We start from the raw sequence: 17,167 nt of genomic DNA, 5'->3' as shown, positions 1-17,167 counted from the left end.
GCATTGGCGTGCCGCTCGTTGCTCAGATCAGACCCAAGCTTGCGTGTGTGTCACAGGGCAAAGCATGGATCATCACGTCCTTCCGTACAAGAGGTGGATCGGAGTATCTTTAAGACGGAGTCGTCATGCAATTACCATTATCGTTATCATTTGGAATAGGATAATGTCGTATTGAAATGACAGCATGCCGTCCCGCTTGTGCGGGGGCAATGTTGCGCTGAACTGCCAGGGAAAGGATTTCAGAAGGGTGGGGAATGGTGAGTGCCAGGGACGACGATTCACTTGACGATAAGGGTGCCATCGCAATTGTTGGCATGGCTTGTCGTTTTTCTGGTGCCGCCGGCCTTCAAGCGTTCTGGCAGATGCTGCTCGAGCAACGCTGCGGTGTGCGCATGCTATCGGACGAAGCCTTGCTGGCGGCCGGCGTGCCATCCGACACATTGCTCGATCACGCCTATGTGAAAGCGAATGGCAGCCTTGAAGATGCCTTGGGTTTCGATGCCGGCTTCTTCGGTTACGCACCCCAAGAGGCTGCCCTGATCGATCCGCAGCACCGCGTCTTTCTCGAGGCTTGTTGGCACGCACGCGAGGATGCGATTGGCCAGCGTTCGGCGGATGAGCGCATCGGCGTCTACGCCGGGTCTGGTTTCAACACCTATCTGCTAACCCATGTGCACGCCGACTCCAAGTCATGGCAAGGTCCGGACCGCTGGCGCGCCGGCCTGGCGAACGATAAGGACACGCTGACCTCCAGGGTCGCGTACAAACTCGGTTTGACCGGGCCGGCCGTTACCGTGCAAACGGCGTGTTCCACCTCGTTGGTGGCCGTTCACCTTGCCTGCCAGGCCATTCTCGACGGTGATTGCGAAATGGCGCTGGCCGGCGGCGCAAGCGTGCACTTCCCGCTGGGCCACGGCTATCGTCACCATGCTGAAAGCGTTGAGGCCCAGGATGGCGTTTGCCGGCCTTTCAGTCCCGATGCGACGGGTACGGTCTTCACCGACGGTGTCGGGGTGGTCTTGCTGCGCCGGTACGAGGATGCGCAGCGTGCAGGTGATCGAATCTATGCGGTAATACGTGGTTCCGCCATCAACAACGATGGAGCCGACAAGGTCGGTTTCACGGCTCCAGGCATGCGTGGACAGGTCGACGTGATCCGCATGGCCCATGCCGTCGCCGGCATGACGGGAGAGACGGTCGATTATGTAGAGGCACATGGCACTGGGACGACCGTCGGCGACAGCATCGAGCTGCAGGCCCTGGAGCAAGCGTTCGAAACGCCCGGTTCCAGGACCTCAACCTGCCTGTTGGGGGCTGTCAAAGGTAACCTTGGGCATGCCGACAATGCGGCGGGCATCGCGGGCCTGATCAAGGTGGCGCTCAGCTTGTTTCATCGCCAGTGGCCAGCGACCTTGCATGCCACTGCGCAAACGGCGACGCGACCTGGCTCGAGATTTTCCATTTGTCACCGGCCGATGTCTTGGGCTGACTGCGAGCGACTCCGGTATGCGGGCGTCAGCTCGTTCGGTATCGGTGGCACCAACGCGCACGTGGTTGTCCAGCAAACCCCTCGGCTCGAAGCGCGCAAGCACGAGCATGGCGGGAATCCTCTGGAAACGGGTTGGGGGGCGGCAGGCCACCCGTTTCAGCGAGCGCACCTCGAATACCGATCGTCAGGGCGAACGCCGCGCGAAGACGACTCAGGCGTACGTATCAACCATCTGCAATGGAGCGCCGAGGCTCAGCGACGCCACCCTTCGGAGGGCACGCTCGGCAGCATTCTCCTGGTCGCCGAAGTGGCGCCTCCCGCAGAACTGCTGCGCCGCCTCAGTACTCACGGCCAAGTCGAGCTCTGGTTGCATGCCGGGGCGAAAATCACGGGCACGCTGGCACACCCGGTATTCGACCGCTTTGACTTTACAGACAATGCACAGTGGGATCGCGCCTGGAGGCGTCGTGTGCATCAGCCTCCTTCGACGATTATCTACCTGGGTGCCCTGGAGGGCATGCCCGCGGCATTCGACGTAACGCTTGCCTGTGCGCTCGGTTTCGGCGGTGGGATTGCACGTGCGCGCAACGGGAGTTGGCCGCCAGTCGGGGTTCACTGGGTCACGGCCGGGTTGTTTGACGCTGGCGGTGTGGCACCGTCGCCAGCCCATCTGGCTATTTGGGGGCCTGCGCGCGTGCTTGCGCAGGAAGTGACAGGCTTGGGCTGTCGGGTGTATGACGTCCGCGCAGGCGTGCGGCAACGCGACGTGGATGCATGGTCGACGTTGCTCACGTTGATCGCCACCGAGTCAGTTGGCGACCCGATGGCCGGATCGTTTGCCGCCTATGCGTTGCGTGGCGAACGGATTTTCGTGCCGCACGTTTCCTCGATCGTCCAACCGCCTGCGCACTCCGCGAGCGCACCGGTGCTTCGCACAGGCGGTACCTATCTGGTCACGGGCGGTGCGGGCGGGGTTGGGCGGGCGCTTGCCGCGTGGTTGAGCACCCATTACGGCGCGCGCGTGATCGTGTGCGGACGTCGTCCAATCGAGTCGGTGGAGGACTGGGGCGACTTTCAGGCGAGATTCACGTCGATCCTCTATGTTCAGGCCGACGTGGCAAGCGACACCCAGCTTAAATCCATCGCGCAAAATACAGGTATTTCTCTCCAGGACATTCAGGGGTTTTCCATTGCGCCGGTGTCGCCGGCGCCGGTGGCCTGCGCACGAAGGACATCGAAATGGCTCAGCGGCGATGCGCCGCCAAGGTCACCGGCGCACAGGCGTTGTTCCGGGTGTTCAGCGAGGTGCCCCTGGACTTCGTGGTGTTCTTCAGCTCGATCAACGGCTGGGTTGGCGGCCCCGGACAGGCCGAATATTGTTCGGCGAATGCCTATCTGGATGCGCTGGCACAATCCGGCACATTGCCCTGGCGCACGCTCTCGATTGCCTGGGATACCTGGCTGGACACCGGCATGGCACGGCGCTCGATTGACGCGGTGCACTCATCGGTGTCGTCCATCGATGGGCACGAGTCCACCACCTTCATCACGCTGCCAGCCCACTCCTGGTTGTTGAGCGAGCACCGTGTCGACGGTGTAGCGCTATTGCCTGGCACCGCACACATCTCCTTGCTCCTGCGAATAGCCGACGCCGCCGGTTTGCCCCGTGTGCTGGTTGACGTCAGGTTGCTGAATCCGGCTTTGGTGCGCGAGGGGGCGGACATGCACCTATGCGTGCCAGAGCACGTCTGCGCGGGGACCGACGTCCAAATCCGCGATTCAAGCGGCGTGGTGCTCAGTACAGCGACACCCGGTGGCGCGCTCGATGTCGTCATGGCAATGACTTGTCCTTCTTTTGTTCGGGCGTTTTGTGCGACCCAGGCCCAGCCCTGTACGTTCTCGGTGCCCGCTCGGTTGCAGGTGGGGGAGCGTTGGCGTTGCCTCGAAGACGTCAGCCGCTGCGGCAATGTCTATCGTGTGGTCCTGCAAACAGACCAGCTGGCGCAGGATTTTGGAGAATGGCCCTGGCATCCCGCCGTGATGGATGTGGCGCTGTTGCCGATACAAATGGAGGCCGGAGCATTCGCGGTGCCCGTGGCCTTCGAGCGTGTGCAGGCGAGTGTCTCGCTCGCGGCGGCCCGCTTCAGTTATGTGTGCGTGCGAGAGACCTCGGCATCGCTGCGGGTAGCGGATGTCTGTATCACGGATGAGCACAATGCAGTGTTGCTGTTGATGTCGGGTGTCACGTTTACCCCGCTCGATGCCCATCTTCTGCGGGCGCGCGCCGTAACGGACGAGGCGTTGTCCCGCGGCCTGCCCGTGGCGACGGCGCTCGATCAGCTCGAACGTCTGCTGGACCATTGCGCGCTCGATGCCGTGATGCTCACATCGACAAGCTTGCCCGAACTCGAGCGCTTCAGCGAGGCGCTGGCCTGCCGCTATCGCAGCATCGCCACACAACCGACTAACGAGGCCAAGCCGGCCTTGCAGGACACCGACGCACGTGAAGCGTTGCTGTGTCGACTGGTCGCGACCAACCTTGGCTACGATCAAGTCGCGGCACAGGACAACTACTTTTCATTGGGGGGCGACTCGCTGAGTGGCCTGCTATTGATTGAAAATGCTCGCAAGGAGGGGATTCAACTTTCCCTGGATTTGCTCTACGAGACAAAGACCCTGGCGGAGCTTGCGCAGAAGGTGGATTGGAACGCGGCCCACAGCGAAGCCGTGTCACGCGCAGAACCGTTCTCTTTATTGCATGACGATGATCGCATCCGCATTGCCGAAGATGTAGTCGATGCTTTCCCATTGTCCGAGCTGCAAAAAGGCATCGTTTACTACCGCTCACGGTACGCAGAGCAGTCCATTTATCGCGACCTGCTTTGGGTGGATGTCGAGGGACCACTCGATGAGACGTTGTTGAGGCAGGCTTGGTCGAACTGCGTGCAACGGCATCCGGTACTGCGGTCACGGGTTGAATTGACGCAATTTCGCGAGCCGCTGCAGATCGTCCATGCCCATGTCGAAGCCCCCATGGCCATAGGTGATCTGTCTGGCCGCAGCGTGCGTCAGTGGGCAGAGGAAGTCGACCTGAAATCCAGTTGCCCTGTAGGCCGGGCCGCGTATCTGTTCGCGCTGCCCGACGCTGACGTGCTGCATTTGGTATTACTGCTCGACGATGCCTTGCTGGATGGCTGGAGCGCCACTTCGCTGCTTGCAGAACTGCTTATCGGTTACGGAGGGCTGCTGGACGGGCAGGTGCCGTCGTCGCTGCCAGCCCCTTCGTTGTCGTTTCATGACCATGTGCGCCATGAGCGTAAGGTCATAGCCGCGGGTCAAGAGCATGGTTTTTGGCGGGAGCGTCTGCAGGGTTGCGTGCCTTCGACGCTCACGCGCGGGATAGCCGGTGCGGCGTGCCGCGGGCCCGAGATCACGATTCGTGAGATGCCATTCGGGGCTGCACGGCATGTCGATGCCCTTGCCAATAGCTGTGCCACCACGCCGAAAGTGGTGCTGCTGGCCAGCTATCTGCGAGCGCTTTCGCTCTGGTGTGGTACGAACGAGGTGACGACTGGCCTCGAAACGCACACCCGCCTCGAAACCGACGGCGGGAGCGAAGTTCTGGGGTTGCACCTGAACATGTTGCCGTTCCGGCAGGTACTCACCGCCATGTCGGTGCGTCACTACCTTTCAGGGGTCGCCCAGGCGGAAGCACAAACCATTGTCCATCGGCATCTGCCGCTGAGCGAGATCCAGCGTGACTGGTCCGTGCCCTTGTTCGACAACTGCTTCAACTACACCCAGTTTCGCAAGCTACATGAGATAGCGGAACGAGGAAGCCTCGGTAAATCCTTGCGTTTGAAGAGGTATGCGGGCGAAGAAAAAACCCACTATCCGTTCAAGTTGTGGGTTGACTGCTCCGGTGCGGGTGTTTACCAGTTGTATATCGCTTTCGACAGCGTGCGCGTCGATGAAGCCGATGCGCAGGCGGTCGCCGCACTGTTCGACAGCGTGCTAGAGGCTTTCGCGCGCGATACCAGCGCGGATGTGATGTCGATTGGCGCGCCATCGAGCAATGACGGCGCGCTGCGTTGCACCGAAACCATTCCTGAATTGGGCGAGCTGTTCCAGGAGGCATGGCAAGCCCACGCGGATCGCATCGCTGTGCGCGAGGCGCAGCAGGCGTTTTCTTACCGCGAGCTTTCGAGGGCGGTGGAGTGCGTCGCTCTGGAATTACAGCGCAAAGGCTGCAAGCCCGGTATGACGGTGGCGGTTTTGCTGCCGCGCTCGTTCCGCTGGGTCGTGGCGATGCTCGGGGTGTTGAAAGCCTGCGCGACGATCCTCCCGATTGATCCGTACCTGCCTGAAGGTCGAGTCCAGATGATGCTACGGCAGGGGCGACCACGATTTGTCATCACGGACACGGCGATCAGCGAAGAACGCCTGTCCGATTGGCGCGGGCCGGTAATCACCAACGTCGAAACTGCGACCTGGCCCGATGACCTGCCGATCGGACCCTGGACACCATCGGCCAATCTACCTGCTTACCTGATTTTCACTTCAGGCAGCATGGGGACGCCCAAAGGGGTGCTCAATACGTGCAAGGGGCTGGCGAACCGTCTGGCCTGGCAATTGCGCAATCATCCGCTCCACCCGGGCGATGTCTTGCTGTCGCGTACGCCTGCGAGCTTTGTCGATGTGTTCTGGGAGAACTTCGGCCCCTTGTGTGCGGGGGCGACACTGGTGATCGCCGATGATGCCGAGAGCCGCGACCCGGCACGGATCGCCCAGCTGTTGTGGCGTTGGCATGTGACTCACCTCGTTGTCGTCCCCACTTTGCTGGAGCCTATCCTTGCTCGGATCAAGGCGGACCCGGGGCGTGACGCGCTCGCACTACGGCAGGTGTCGCTCAGCGGGGAACCGTTGAAAGTTGCGTTGATGGAACGTGCACGTGCGCTGTTGCCTGCCGTCCGGTGGTTGAACGTCTACGGCTCTTCGGAGGTGTCGGCCGACGTCAGTGTCTTCGAACTCGGTGATTGGCAGGCGCGCCCGGACGAACCTTCAGTCGTTCCAGCAGGGGAGGCGCTGTGCAACGTGGGTCTGCATCTGCTCGACGAGAACCTGCAGCCTGTGCGTCCCGGGTGTATGGGGGAGCTTTACGTCAGTGGCCCGGCCCTGGCTCATGGCTACTTGCACCAGCCGGGGCTGACCGCCATTCGTTTTGTGCCGAACCCATGGCCGCTGGACGCCAACGATACCCGTCTGTTCCGGACCGGTGATGTCGCGCGACACGGACGTTGCGGGCTCGAAATCGTGGGGCGCTCGGATCGACAGATCAAAGTACGGGGGGTGCGTATTGATCTTGACGATCTCGAAACGCGCCTGGAGCGCCTGGCGCCTGTGTTGCGCGCGGCTCTGGTCGACAGCGCCGACGGGTTGTCAGCCTTCGTGCAGTGCCGCGCCGAGGCCGATTCAAAGCAGCTATGGCCTGCGTTGCGCTTGCAGTTGCTGCCCGAAGAGCGGCCCGCCCGGCTGTGGCTGGTCGAGCGTATGCCGCTGACTCTGGCGGGCAAGATCGATCGTCTTGCACTCGCCGGCACCGGTATCTTGCTGTCGGACATAGCGCGCGTCGAACTCCAGGGCGACATCGAGAACCGGTTGGCCGGGCTGTGGCGTGAGCTGTTGCCGAACGCGAGCGTCCATGCTGACAGCCACTTCGATGAACTGGGCGGGCACTCGCTGCTGGTGCTCCAACTGGCAGGCACCATCGAAAGAGCGTTCGGTTGCCGCCTGAGCATCGCGCAGTTGCAGGCAACCGGCCAATTGCGCGCACAGGCCCGATTGATCGAGGCTCGGCGTGGCATTGCGCCGATCGAGAACGGGAAGATCGAATCCGATCCCGGGATGCAATCGCAGCCTTTCCTGCCGACTGCGCTGCAGCAGGCTTATTGGGTCGCACGGCACCGAGAGGGACCGGAGGGTGGAAGCACCCATATCTATCAGGAATGGGTGATCCCGCGACTCGAAACGCATCGGCTTGAGGCCGCATGGAATCGCCTGATCGAGCGTCATGGCATGCTGCGCGCGCGCATCGATGCGAGTGGCCTGCTGTCGGTGCGCGATGCAGGTGTCTACCACATTGAATGCCATGACCTGTCGGAACTGGCGCCGCAGACCCGTGAAGCGGTATTGCTGCGGTGGCGCGAGCAGCATGCCTTCACGCCTTTTGGCAACCGCGACGAGCCGTTCCTGCTGCAGGTGTTCCGACTGCCCGACGGCGAGGCCATGCTCGCCGTGAAGCTCGATCTGCTATACGCGGATGCATGGAGCATGGGCATCATCGCTCGTGAACTCTGGACGCTCTACGCCAATCCGGCCACCGAGCTAGCGCCTCTGTCGATCTCCTTTCGCGACGTACTCGAATACACGCGAGCCCATGAAAACCCGGCCGCGCGAGAGGCGGCGCGGCATTATTGGAGCGAGCGCATGGGCTGTTTCTCGGGCGCACCGGACTTACCGGTCCGTGGGCGTCTGCCTGGCTCCCTGGCGGTGCGACGACTCGATATGGTACTCGACCCTTTGCAGAAACAGGCGCTGGAGTCGTTGGCCCTGCGTGCGGGTCTTCAAGCGAGCAGTTTGCTGTTGGCTGTGTTCGCTGCGGTACTGCAACGCTGGTCGCTGAAGAAGGCATTCTCGCTGACACTGACCTTGTTCGATCGCCCGTTCGTGCATCCAGAGGTCAATGGTGTGGTCGGGGATTTCACCTCAGTGCTCTGGATGGAGATTGACGGTGAGCGCCCCAGCTCCTTTATCGAATTCGCCCGTGCGTTGCATGCTCGGCTGCAGGACGGGTTGGACCATCGCGCGTTCGATGGCATCGACATGGCGCGCGCTACGCAATCGCAATTGCGGGTTGTGGATGCGATGCGCTACGTATTCACTTACATCGCCCAAGGGGATGATGGCTCGGCCATGTTTCCCGAGGGCTCTGTCGAGCGCTACCGCGTCACCCGAACAGCCGGCGTGTGGCTTGATAATCAGGTTGTCGGCGAAGCCGGAAAGCTGCGGCTGCATTGGGACGTTGTAGACGAGCGATTTCCGGCCGGCATGGTCGACGACATGTTCGCCGCATACCGGGCGCTGGTCGAGGCGTTGATCGCGCAGGCGGGTACCGAAGGGCTCGGAGAGGGCTGCGGGGTGCAGCTGCCACGGGCGCAGCAGGCCCGTCGGCAGGCTGACGGGCAGACCGACGTGTCCATTCAGGATTACCTCGCGGACATCGACATGCACTGCGGCGCATCACCCGATGCTCCCGCCGTTATCGCGGCCGACAGGACGCTCTCGTACGGCGAGCTGTGGACCCGCGCCCGGCGCGTGGCACTGAACCTGAAGACTGACGCACCCCATGCCTCCAGCGTGGCGATTCATCTTGAGCCGGGCTGGCGCTATGTGGTTGCAGTGCTCGCCACGCAGATGGCAGGTGTCGCCTACGTACCGCTGTCGTTGCGCTGGCCCCGCGCGCGCGTGATTGACGTGATCGACAGCTATGGCATCGACCATGTGTTTGCCGATGAGGAGGTCGCCGGGTGGAGTTCGAGGCTGTCCCTCGTACGGACACTGTCGGTGCCGACGCAGGAAGATCCACGGGCACCGCTCCCGTCCATGTCCATGGCTTCGGATCCTGCGCTGCTTGCCTACGTGATGTTCACCTCAGGCAGCAGCGGCACACCCAAGGGGGTAATGATGCGGCGCGGTGCGGTCGCCAACACACTGCGCGACGTCTGCGCACGCCTGCGCATGAATCCCGGCAGTCGTGTATTTGGATTATCCGATCCAGGCTTCGATCTATCCGTGTTCGACATGCTGGGTCCGTTGATGGTGGGCGGTGCGCTGGTACTGCCTGACGCCTCCGACCGGATGAATCCACAGGCCTGGTGGACGCTTTGCCGCCGACACGGCGTCACGATCTGGAATACGGCTCCCGCTCTGTTTGAAATGCTTGCCGACTACGGCAAGGGCAAGACGGATCGCATAGGCACCCTCGATTTGCGTTGGGTAATGCTGAGCGGCGATTGGATCTCACTGCATTTGCCTGGCCTGTTACGCGAACTCGCGCCTGGAGCGCGGCTGCTCTCGCTGGGTGGCGCCACCGAGGCGGGCATCTGGTCCGTCTCGTTCCCGGTGACGACTGTCCAGGAGGACTGGACCAGCATTCCCTACGGCAGGCCATTGCGAGGTCAGCGTTGCGACATCGTGGATGTGTTCGACGAGCCTTGCCCCGATGGCGTGGCGGGCGAGCTGACCATCTCCGGTGCGAGTCTGAGCGACGGTTACTGGCAGCGCCCGGCGCTCACCGAGCGGGCTTTTTTTATCGATGGGCGAACCGGTGAACGCCGCTACCGGACCGGTGACCTGGCCCGCTATCGCGCCGACGGTGTGATCGAATTACTGGGGCGGATGGACTCGCAGATCAAGATCGCCGGCCACCGTATCGAGTGCAAGGAAGTCGAGCATGCCGTACTGACGTATCCCGGTGTTGCACGCGCCGTGGTGGTGCCTCTCAAGGACCGTGGCGGTTTGACGCTGCACGCGGTGGTGGAGCACGAGGACGGCGTATCGATCGAGTCGATCCGCCAGCATTGTGCCGAACGCTTACCCGAGGTCATGGTGCCGCGCCATTGGCACAGCAACCTGGGCATTACGTTGAGCGACAACGGCAAGGTTGACCGTCGCGCACTGCAACAACGCATCGAAGCGATGTTACAAGAGAGAGTCGAGGATGGCGTGCCCAATGGTTAGATTTCAAAGATGTCGACATGCCGGATGGTCGGTGGGTGTGTTGCTGCTTCTTGTCATGTCGGGTGCCCGTGCCCAGAGCGGCGCATACCTGTCGAAGGACTGCACCGCCTGTCACGATACGGCGCTGGGTCATAACCTGGCGATCCCCTCCATCGTGGGGCAGAAGCGCGAATTTCTGCGCAATCGCCTGGAGATGTTTCGCCACCCCGGTTCTGATGCGAAGGTCATGCCGCGGCTCTCGTCCGGGTACTCGCCTGCGGAGCTGGATGAGATCGTGGATTACCTTTCGGCCCGGCCTTCGTCGCTGAAACAGGCCACCGATAAACCTGCAGAGGCCGCGCCCGAAGGGGAGAGCCAATACCGCACGCATTGCGCGGCGTGCCACGAGCATCTCGACGCGAGTCCGCTGCTGATTGGACAGAACCGCACCTACCTCGTCAACGCGCTGCGCGATTTCGTCTTTGGAACCCGACCCATGCCGGACGGCATGCGCGAAAGTCTCTCCGCGCTGACGACCGCAAACCTGGCCGCGGTGCTCGATTTCATGGCCGCGTCAAACAAAGGAAAAGAGTGAAGCGTATGACTCCCAGATTTTTCTCGAGCGTCTCGAAGGTCGGCCAGCGCTACGCCGGATGGACGGTGGCGGTGCTGTTCGGCGTCTCTGTATCGGCGGTAGCGGCGGATGACCCGTCCAGGCCGGCCGGGCCCAATCCCTTCTTCGTCGCGGCTTCGGCCTATTCGAAAATCATGTGTTCGGGCGTCTTCGTCTCGGGGCTGAACGAAAACCAGATCCGCTTGCAAGACCTGGCGACCATGCCCCCCTTTACAGTTGAAATCGACCGCGAGCGCCACACGGTTTCGACCCTGATGCGCTCGGGAAAGCGAGTGAGCCAATACCGTGAAGGGTTAGGTTGTACCCTGGATAACACGCCGTCGCCGCTGCTCGAACGCACGACCTCGCCGAAGTCCTATCCCCAAGTGCTCGAGTCCAGTGCGGCGCATCCGGCGGCATTGCCGGTGGAGGCGCACCCGCAACTCAAGGACATTTTGGAGCGTGCCTTCATGGAGGATGATTCGGCCCTGCTCAAGAGCACGCGCGCCGTACTGGTGATCCATCATGGCAAGGTCATTGGCGAGCAGTATGCCGAGGGCGTGACGGCGGACACGCCGTTGCCTGGCTATTCGATGGTCAAGGGTGTCGCCAACCTCATGACAGGGCTATTGGTACAGCGTGGCTGGTTGACGCCGCAGAGCACCGATCTACGACCGGAGTGGGGGACAGAGCCGAACGATGCACGCAAGGGCATTTCGGTCGATCAGCTGTTGCGAATGACTTCAGGCCTCGACTGGGCGGAGGGGTATCTGGGCGAGATGTCCGATCTGATGGTCATGTTGACCTCCGCGCCCGACCCGGCTTCCTACGCGGCGCTCAAGCCGCTCGCGAAGCCGATGCTTCATGCCGATGCGGGTAAGTCGCTGCCCAATGCGGATGCCTTGGCCGCAGTGCTTGGCACTTCGGGCGCGCCTCGCTCGTTCGCCGAGCCGAAGACGGTACTGCCCGGGCAGGCATGGCGTTATTCGGGCGGCTCGTACGAGCTGCTGTCCGCCACACTTGCCAAGGCCCTGCGCGCACATGACGAAGATCCGCTGGTGTTTCCGTACCGCCAACTTTTCCAGCCGCTGGGGATGACCAGCGCAATCCTGGAGTCGGCGCCCAACGGCAACTACATGCTGTCTTCGTTCATGCTCGCCAGTCCCCGGGACTGGGGGCGGCTCGGCCTTTTCCTGTTGGATGAACATCGCGGCAAGCACCGCTCCGACGTGTCCCTGCCTCCACAGTGGCTCCAGGACAGTTTGCGTCCCACTGTCGCCCAGGATCTGCCTATTGGCACGGAGATCGGTTCCGGCTACTGGCTCAACTCGTTGGGCGATCACGTGCCCAAAGGGACATTTTACCTGGGCGGCTTCCAAGGGCAGTTCCTGGTAGTGGTGCCTGATCGCGATCTGATCGTGGTGCGGCTTGGCACGACGGCGTCCGATGGCAACTGGGTCATGCGCAGGCTGATGGACGACTTGATGCAAACAATCAACTGAGCGCCCTGACGGGGCCTTGGCGGCTACGACAACCTTTCCCTGTTGGAGAACCAATAAAATGAAAAAACTGATCCCTGCTACGTTCTGGCTTCTCACCGCGCTGACCTGCGGACAGGCCTGGGCTCAGGCCGAACCGAGCGGTGGGAGTGCGCCCCAGGCGAGCACCTCCGCCGGGCAGGTCGTATCGATCGTCAGCGTCTACGTCAATCCGACGAAGCAGCAGGAATTCCAGAATTTCTACAAGCAGCAATATGCAGCCCAATCCAAGCATCTCGACGGTCTGATGGAGTCCTATTTACTGTTGCCTGCCACTGGCGACACGTCGGCTCCCGTAAAGCACGTCACGGTCTGGCGTGATCGTGCTGCGTACGATGCCTTCCTGCAAAAGGTGACGAGCGGTGAACATCCGGTCGGCGCGAAGACGAACTATGGCTACGGCGAGGGCATGTACGTTCGTCGTCCGATTTATGAGCTGTATTTGGTGGAGCAGCACAAGGTGAATGCTCCCGTCGTAACCGATGCAGCGAAGAACTGACAGCCCATGACCCTTTCCCGAGAACTCGAGAATCAGGCTTTGCCCATTATCGATGCGGAGCCCGGCGGGCCACTGTCGACTGTCGAGCGGATTCGACGCATTGTCGAAACGGTGCTCGGGGTCGTGGTGCCTGATGTGGGTAGCAACATCATTGGTCTGGGTGCCAACTCGATGGAGTTGGTACGTATCATCAACCTGATCGAAGATGAAATGGGGTTGCGCCTGAAGTTCGAGGACGTGAGCTTCGAACCTTCGATCGCTGAGTTGGCAAAAAGTGTCGAGGCAACACGCGAATGCGAGGCGCACGAACCCGCACAGTACGCTGCCTCCCAGGCGGTGACTGAGACTGCGCACCTGGATTTACCTGCCGTCACGGGTATCCGCCACGACGCTGGCTGGCCCGTGGTGATGCTGGCTGAAGGTCTGTCGCCAGTCGAAATCGTGGGCGCCAGCGTACGCGCATTTGGCCACGAACCGCTGGCGCTGGCAGGCATTGCGCAATTGCTCGATGCCCTGAAGCTGCCGGAGCGAGGTGCGTCCGCACATGCAGGGTATGCCTCGGCAGGCGCACTCTATCCAGTGCAAACCTACCTCTACGCAAAGGCTGGGAGGGTAGACGGCCTGCCGTGCGGGCTCTATTACTACCATCCGCTTCGCAGAGAGCTTTGGCTGCTGTCACCGGACCTGGTGTTCGACGAGTCGCTCTATGAGCCTCTTTTCAACGCACCGTTTTACCGTGACGCGGCTTTTGCCATTTACCTGGTGTCGCGTCCGGCAGCCATCAAACCTTCCTATGGCGACCGTGCACGCGACTACTGCCTGCTGGAGGCCGGCGCCATGGCACAGTTGCTGCGCATGCGTGCGCCATCCTGTGGCATCGGCCTGTGCGCGATTGGCGATTTCGCGTTCGAGCCGGTTCGCAACTGGTTTGAACTCGACGATGACCAGGCCTGCCTGCATTCGCTGGTGGGAGGTTCCATCTCATGAGCCCGGCGCGGGTGGGGCATCCGCTCTCGATGAACCAGCAATCGCTGTGGCGACATCAGCGGCTGTTTCCCGATGCCCAGACGTATGGAATGCTGGGGATCGCGCGTACACGAACGCTGCCCGACCTCGAGGCCTTGCGGCGCGCTTATCGACGCCTGCTCGAGCGCCATGAGATTCTTCGTTGCCAGATCGTCGAAGACGCGACGGGTAACGCACTAGCCCATCCGCTCGCATTGCAGGATTTGAGCGACGCCGAGCTATTACCGTTCGAGGATGCTTGCAATTGGTCGCATGCTCGACTGTCGGCCTTTATCGATGAGCGCTTCAGCTGTGCCCACCAGATTACCGCAGCGACGCTCTTTCACTGTGTCCTGCTGATCGCCAGTCGCGAGGCGGTTGATGCACTGGCGGCCGGCAGCGTCGGGTACGCGCCGGCCTCCACCCATGGCAACGCCGGGCAGACCGTCGGCCTGCTGGTCTTTACCGGGCACCATCTGGTCATCGACTTTCTGTCGTTCCCGCTGCTGCTGCGCGAGTTGCACTCGCTCCATGCCGAGGAGGAGGGGGCACCGCTTGAGGCTCAGGATGCGTTCCTGGCCGATGCCAACGCCTGGTCGCTGGCAACGTCGCAACAGATGTTCATGACGAAAAAAGAGACGGGTATCGCTGCCTTCGTCGAGCGCATGGCTTCGCCACCGCAGCCGCTGTCATTTGGGGGGGACACCCTGCGCGCGTCCATGCCTGACACCGGGTCCCGGGAGCGTCGTTTCGTTCTGCCCGCGTCCGTCCGCGAGACGCTGCTGCGTTGCGCACGTGATCATGGGGTCACACCTTATGTGGTCATGCTGTCGCTGTTTCAGGTATGGCTGCATGTGAATTGCGCTGCAGCGGACATCAGCGTTGCGACGCCCATGCATGGACGGGAACGTCGCTTGTTCGGCCACACTGTCGGCTATTTTGCCAACGTGCTCCCGGTGCGCCAACGACTGGTCGCCGAGGACAGCTTTGCCGACCTGCTGCGGCGCAATCAGGCAGAGGTGCGCGAGGCTGTGCGGCTGGCCGCGGTGCCGTTCCAGGTGCTGCGTGAACGGGCCCGGGTGCACGAGCTGCGTCCGGGACTGACCGCGCTCACCCAGGTCGCGTTCGTTTGGAACGTGATGCCTGCACCCGCCCACGACGCTTGGTTGCAGCTCTTGTTGGTCGAGCAGCGAGGCTCGCCGTACGAGCTTGCGTTGACGGTGTATGCCCAGGACGAAACCTGGACCTGTGGCCTGAAGCATGACCCAACCTGCGTGCCTGCGCATTTCGTCGACCGTTGCATTGAACAGTTGCCCACCTTTGCGGCGTGGCTCGCCGAGCTGCCGGCGGCGCCGCTTGGCACCCTTGGCTTCGTGCAGCCGCCTGCCTGGTGTTGTCCGGCGGGCATCGTGCCGCAACCCGCAGAAGATCTGGTCGAGCAGGCCTTGCTTCTTCATGGGAGAGAGAGGGCGAGGGTGACAGCCGTACGGTATGCCGACCAGGCGCTCACGTATGCCGAACTTGAGGACACCACTCGGCGCATGGCGATCGAGCTGCTGCGCCTCATGCCAGGCGAGGGTCCCATAGGCATCCTCATGGAGCGGGGAATCGACACCGTACTGGCGATGGTGTCGGCTTTGCGAGCGGGTATTACCTTCGCACCGCTGCATCCCGACCAGGCACAATCCTGGTTGGTGGAGGCTTGTCAGGGCGCCGGCTTGCGCGGCGTGGTGTTTTCATCCTCCCAGGCCGAGGTGGCTGCCGGGCTACCGATACCGGGTCTCCTCTATGCGCGTTGGTGCGAGAGGGCGCAGGGTGCACCACTTGGCCGGTTGCCTGTGGTGCATTCATTCGAGACCGCCTACCTGATCCACACATCCGGTTCTTCCGGCGCGCCCAAGGGCGTAGCCGTCTCGCGTGCGAGCCTGCATCACCTGATTGCGGCCAGCCGTTTCATGTTTGCGGGCGAGGAGCAGCACTGGACCCTGGCGCACCACGCGAGTTTCGATTTCGCCATTTGGGAGGTGTTCGGCCCGCTGGTCCATGGTCACACGCTCACGGTACTTGATGAGCAGTGCATCGCGTCACCCAACGCATTGCACGAAACGATCATACGTAACGGCATTACGCACCTGGGGCTGACGCCAGCCGCTTGTCGCCTGTTGGCACCTTGGCTGGAGCGTCACGGCCTTGGACGCCTGCGCACGGTTTGTATCGGCGGCAGCGCGGTCGATCCGGCGCTGGCCAGTGCCTTTGCGGTACTGGGGTTGGAAACCTGGAGTTTCTATGGCCCAACTGAAGTGACGGTGTGGGCCACCTGTGCGCGTATTGGCGACGGCCGGCCGGGAGCGCGCATTGGCCAGCCCTTCGCGGGGCTGCGAGCCTATGTCCTTGACGACACGCTGCAATGGGTTCCGGAGCATTGTGTTGGCGAGCTGTACCTGGGTGGCCCGCAATTGGCAGGTTACTTGAAGCCGAGGCTCACGGCCGCGAGCTTTTTGCCTGATCCCTGGTTCGCCGGGGAGCGCATGTACCGCACGGGCGACCGGGTGCGCTACACGCACGCCCATGGACTTGAGTTCATCGGGCGCGCGGACCGGCAAGTGAAGCTCAACGGTTACCGGGTCGAGCTAGACGCCATCGCGCACGCACTGTCGGGGTGCGAGGGGATCGAGCAACTGGCCTGCTTGCATCTGTCGGGACAAGGCCTCTGTGCCGCCTACACGACGGTCGATGGACAACCATTGCCGGGACTGCGGCTTGCGGCTTACGCCCGTGAGGTGTTGCCGAAATACATGTTGCCGGTTCGCTTCGTTCACCGCGTCGCGTTTCCCCTCACGCGCAATCGCAAGCCTGACATGGATGCACTGAGTGCGGAACTGTCATCAGGCCTCGCGTCACGAGATCCGTCCCGGGGCTTGGATGAAGCTCGATGGATGAATGAAATCCTGATTGTGTTGTGCGCCGAGCTGAATGTGCCGCAGGTGCAAGCCGACAAGAATTTCCATGAACTGGGCGCCACTTCGATCATTCTGGCACGGCTGCATGCCCGTCTCTCGGCGCTCGCCGCCACCGGGCCCGAACTGGTGGATCTTTACACCTTTCCAACTGCACGAAGCCTCGCCCGTTGGCTGGCGGAAGGGGAGAACACCCCGGCGGAGGGACCTAAGCATGCGCCAGCCAAGTGGCAGGGGCGGCGTCCGCGTACGTTGCGCCACGGCCAGAATCTGCCAGGGAAGCCTTGA

At 62.2% G+C, this 17,167-nt stretch carries 6 protein-coding genes and 1 pseudogene; all 7 read left to right on the top strand.

Translation table 11 applies throughout. The features are described 5' to 3' along the window. Positions 1 to 254: 254 nt before the first annotated feature. A pseudogene (locus tag ACZ5M5_RS15700) lies at positions 255 to 3,179 on the top strand (ketoreductase domain-containing protein); the annotation flags it as partial. A 32-nt stretch (positions 3,180 to 3,211) separates the two neighbouring features. Continuing rightward, complete coding sequence (locus ACZ5M5_RS15695; protein ID WP_464739393.1) at positions 3,212 to 10,288, top strand: amino acid adenylation domain-containing protein; 7,077 nt, start codon at positions 3,212 to 3,214, stop codon at positions 10,286 to 10,288. 37 nt (positions 10,289 to 10,325) lie between these two features. Continuing rightward, complete coding sequence (locus ACZ5M5_RS15690; RefSeq protein WP_160320221.1) at positions 10,326 to 10,862, top strand: c-type cytochrome; 537 nt, start codon at positions 10,326 to 10,328, stop codon at positions 10,860 to 10,862. 5 nt (positions 10,863 to 10,867) lie between these two features. Then, positions 10,868 to 12,382 carry a serine hydrolase domain-containing protein gene (locus ACZ5M5_RS15685; RefSeq protein ID WP_464737575.1) on the top strand — a complete coding sequence of 505 codons (1,515 nt, stop codon included), beginning with the start codon at positions 10,868 to 10,870 and terminating at the stop codon, positions 12,380 to 12,382. A 58-nt stretch (positions 12,383 to 12,440) separates the two neighbouring features. Continuing rightward, positions 12,441 to 12,917: an antibiotic biosynthesis monooxygenase family protein gene (locus tag ACZ5M5_RS15680; RefSeq protein ID WP_060742316.1), complete on the top strand. Its 477-nt coding sequence runs from the start codon at positions 12,441 to 12,443 to the stop codon at positions 12,915 to 12,917. Between the two features lie 6 nt (positions 12,918 to 12,923). Then, positions 12,924 to 13,904, top strand: coding sequence for a SagB family peptide dehydrogenase (locus ACZ5M5_RS15675; protein WP_060742317.1), 981 nt, complete (start codon positions 12,924 to 12,926; stop codon positions 13,902 to 13,904). Further along, on the top strand, positions 13,901 to 17,167 hold the full coding sequence (locus ACZ5M5_RS15670; protein WP_464737574.1) for an AMP-binding protein: 3,267 nt from the start codon (positions 13,901 to 13,903) through the stop codon (positions 17,165 to 17,167). The genes ACZ5M5_RS15675 and ACZ5M5_RS15670 overlap by 4 nt, the downstream gene beginning before the upstream one ends.

This window comes from Pseudomonas sp. Van50 (assembly GCF_055390755.1).
This window is presented reverse-complemented; position numbering and strand designations above follow the sequence as displayed.

Coding starts and splice junctions, on each gene's coding strand:
- ACZ5M5_RS15680 (WP_060742316.1), top strand. CDS start 12,441: ATGAAAAAACTGATCCCTGCTACGTTCTGGCTTCTCACCGCGCTGACC.
- ACZ5M5_RS15695 (WP_464739393.1), top strand. CDS start 3,212: ATGCACCTATGCGTGCCAGAGCACGTCTGCGCGGGGACCGACGTCCAA.
- ACZ5M5_RS15670 (WP_464737574.1), top strand. CDS start 13,901: ATGAGCCCGGCGCGGGTGGGGCATCCGCTCTCGATGAACCAGCAATCG.
- ACZ5M5_RS15675 (WP_060742317.1), top strand. CDS start 12,924: ATGACCCTTTCCCGAGAACTCGAGAATCAGGCTTTGCCCATTATCGAT.
- ACZ5M5_RS15685 (WP_464737575.1), top strand. CDS start 10,868: ATGACTCCCAGATTTTTCTCGAGCGTCTCGAAGGTCGGCCAGCGCTAC.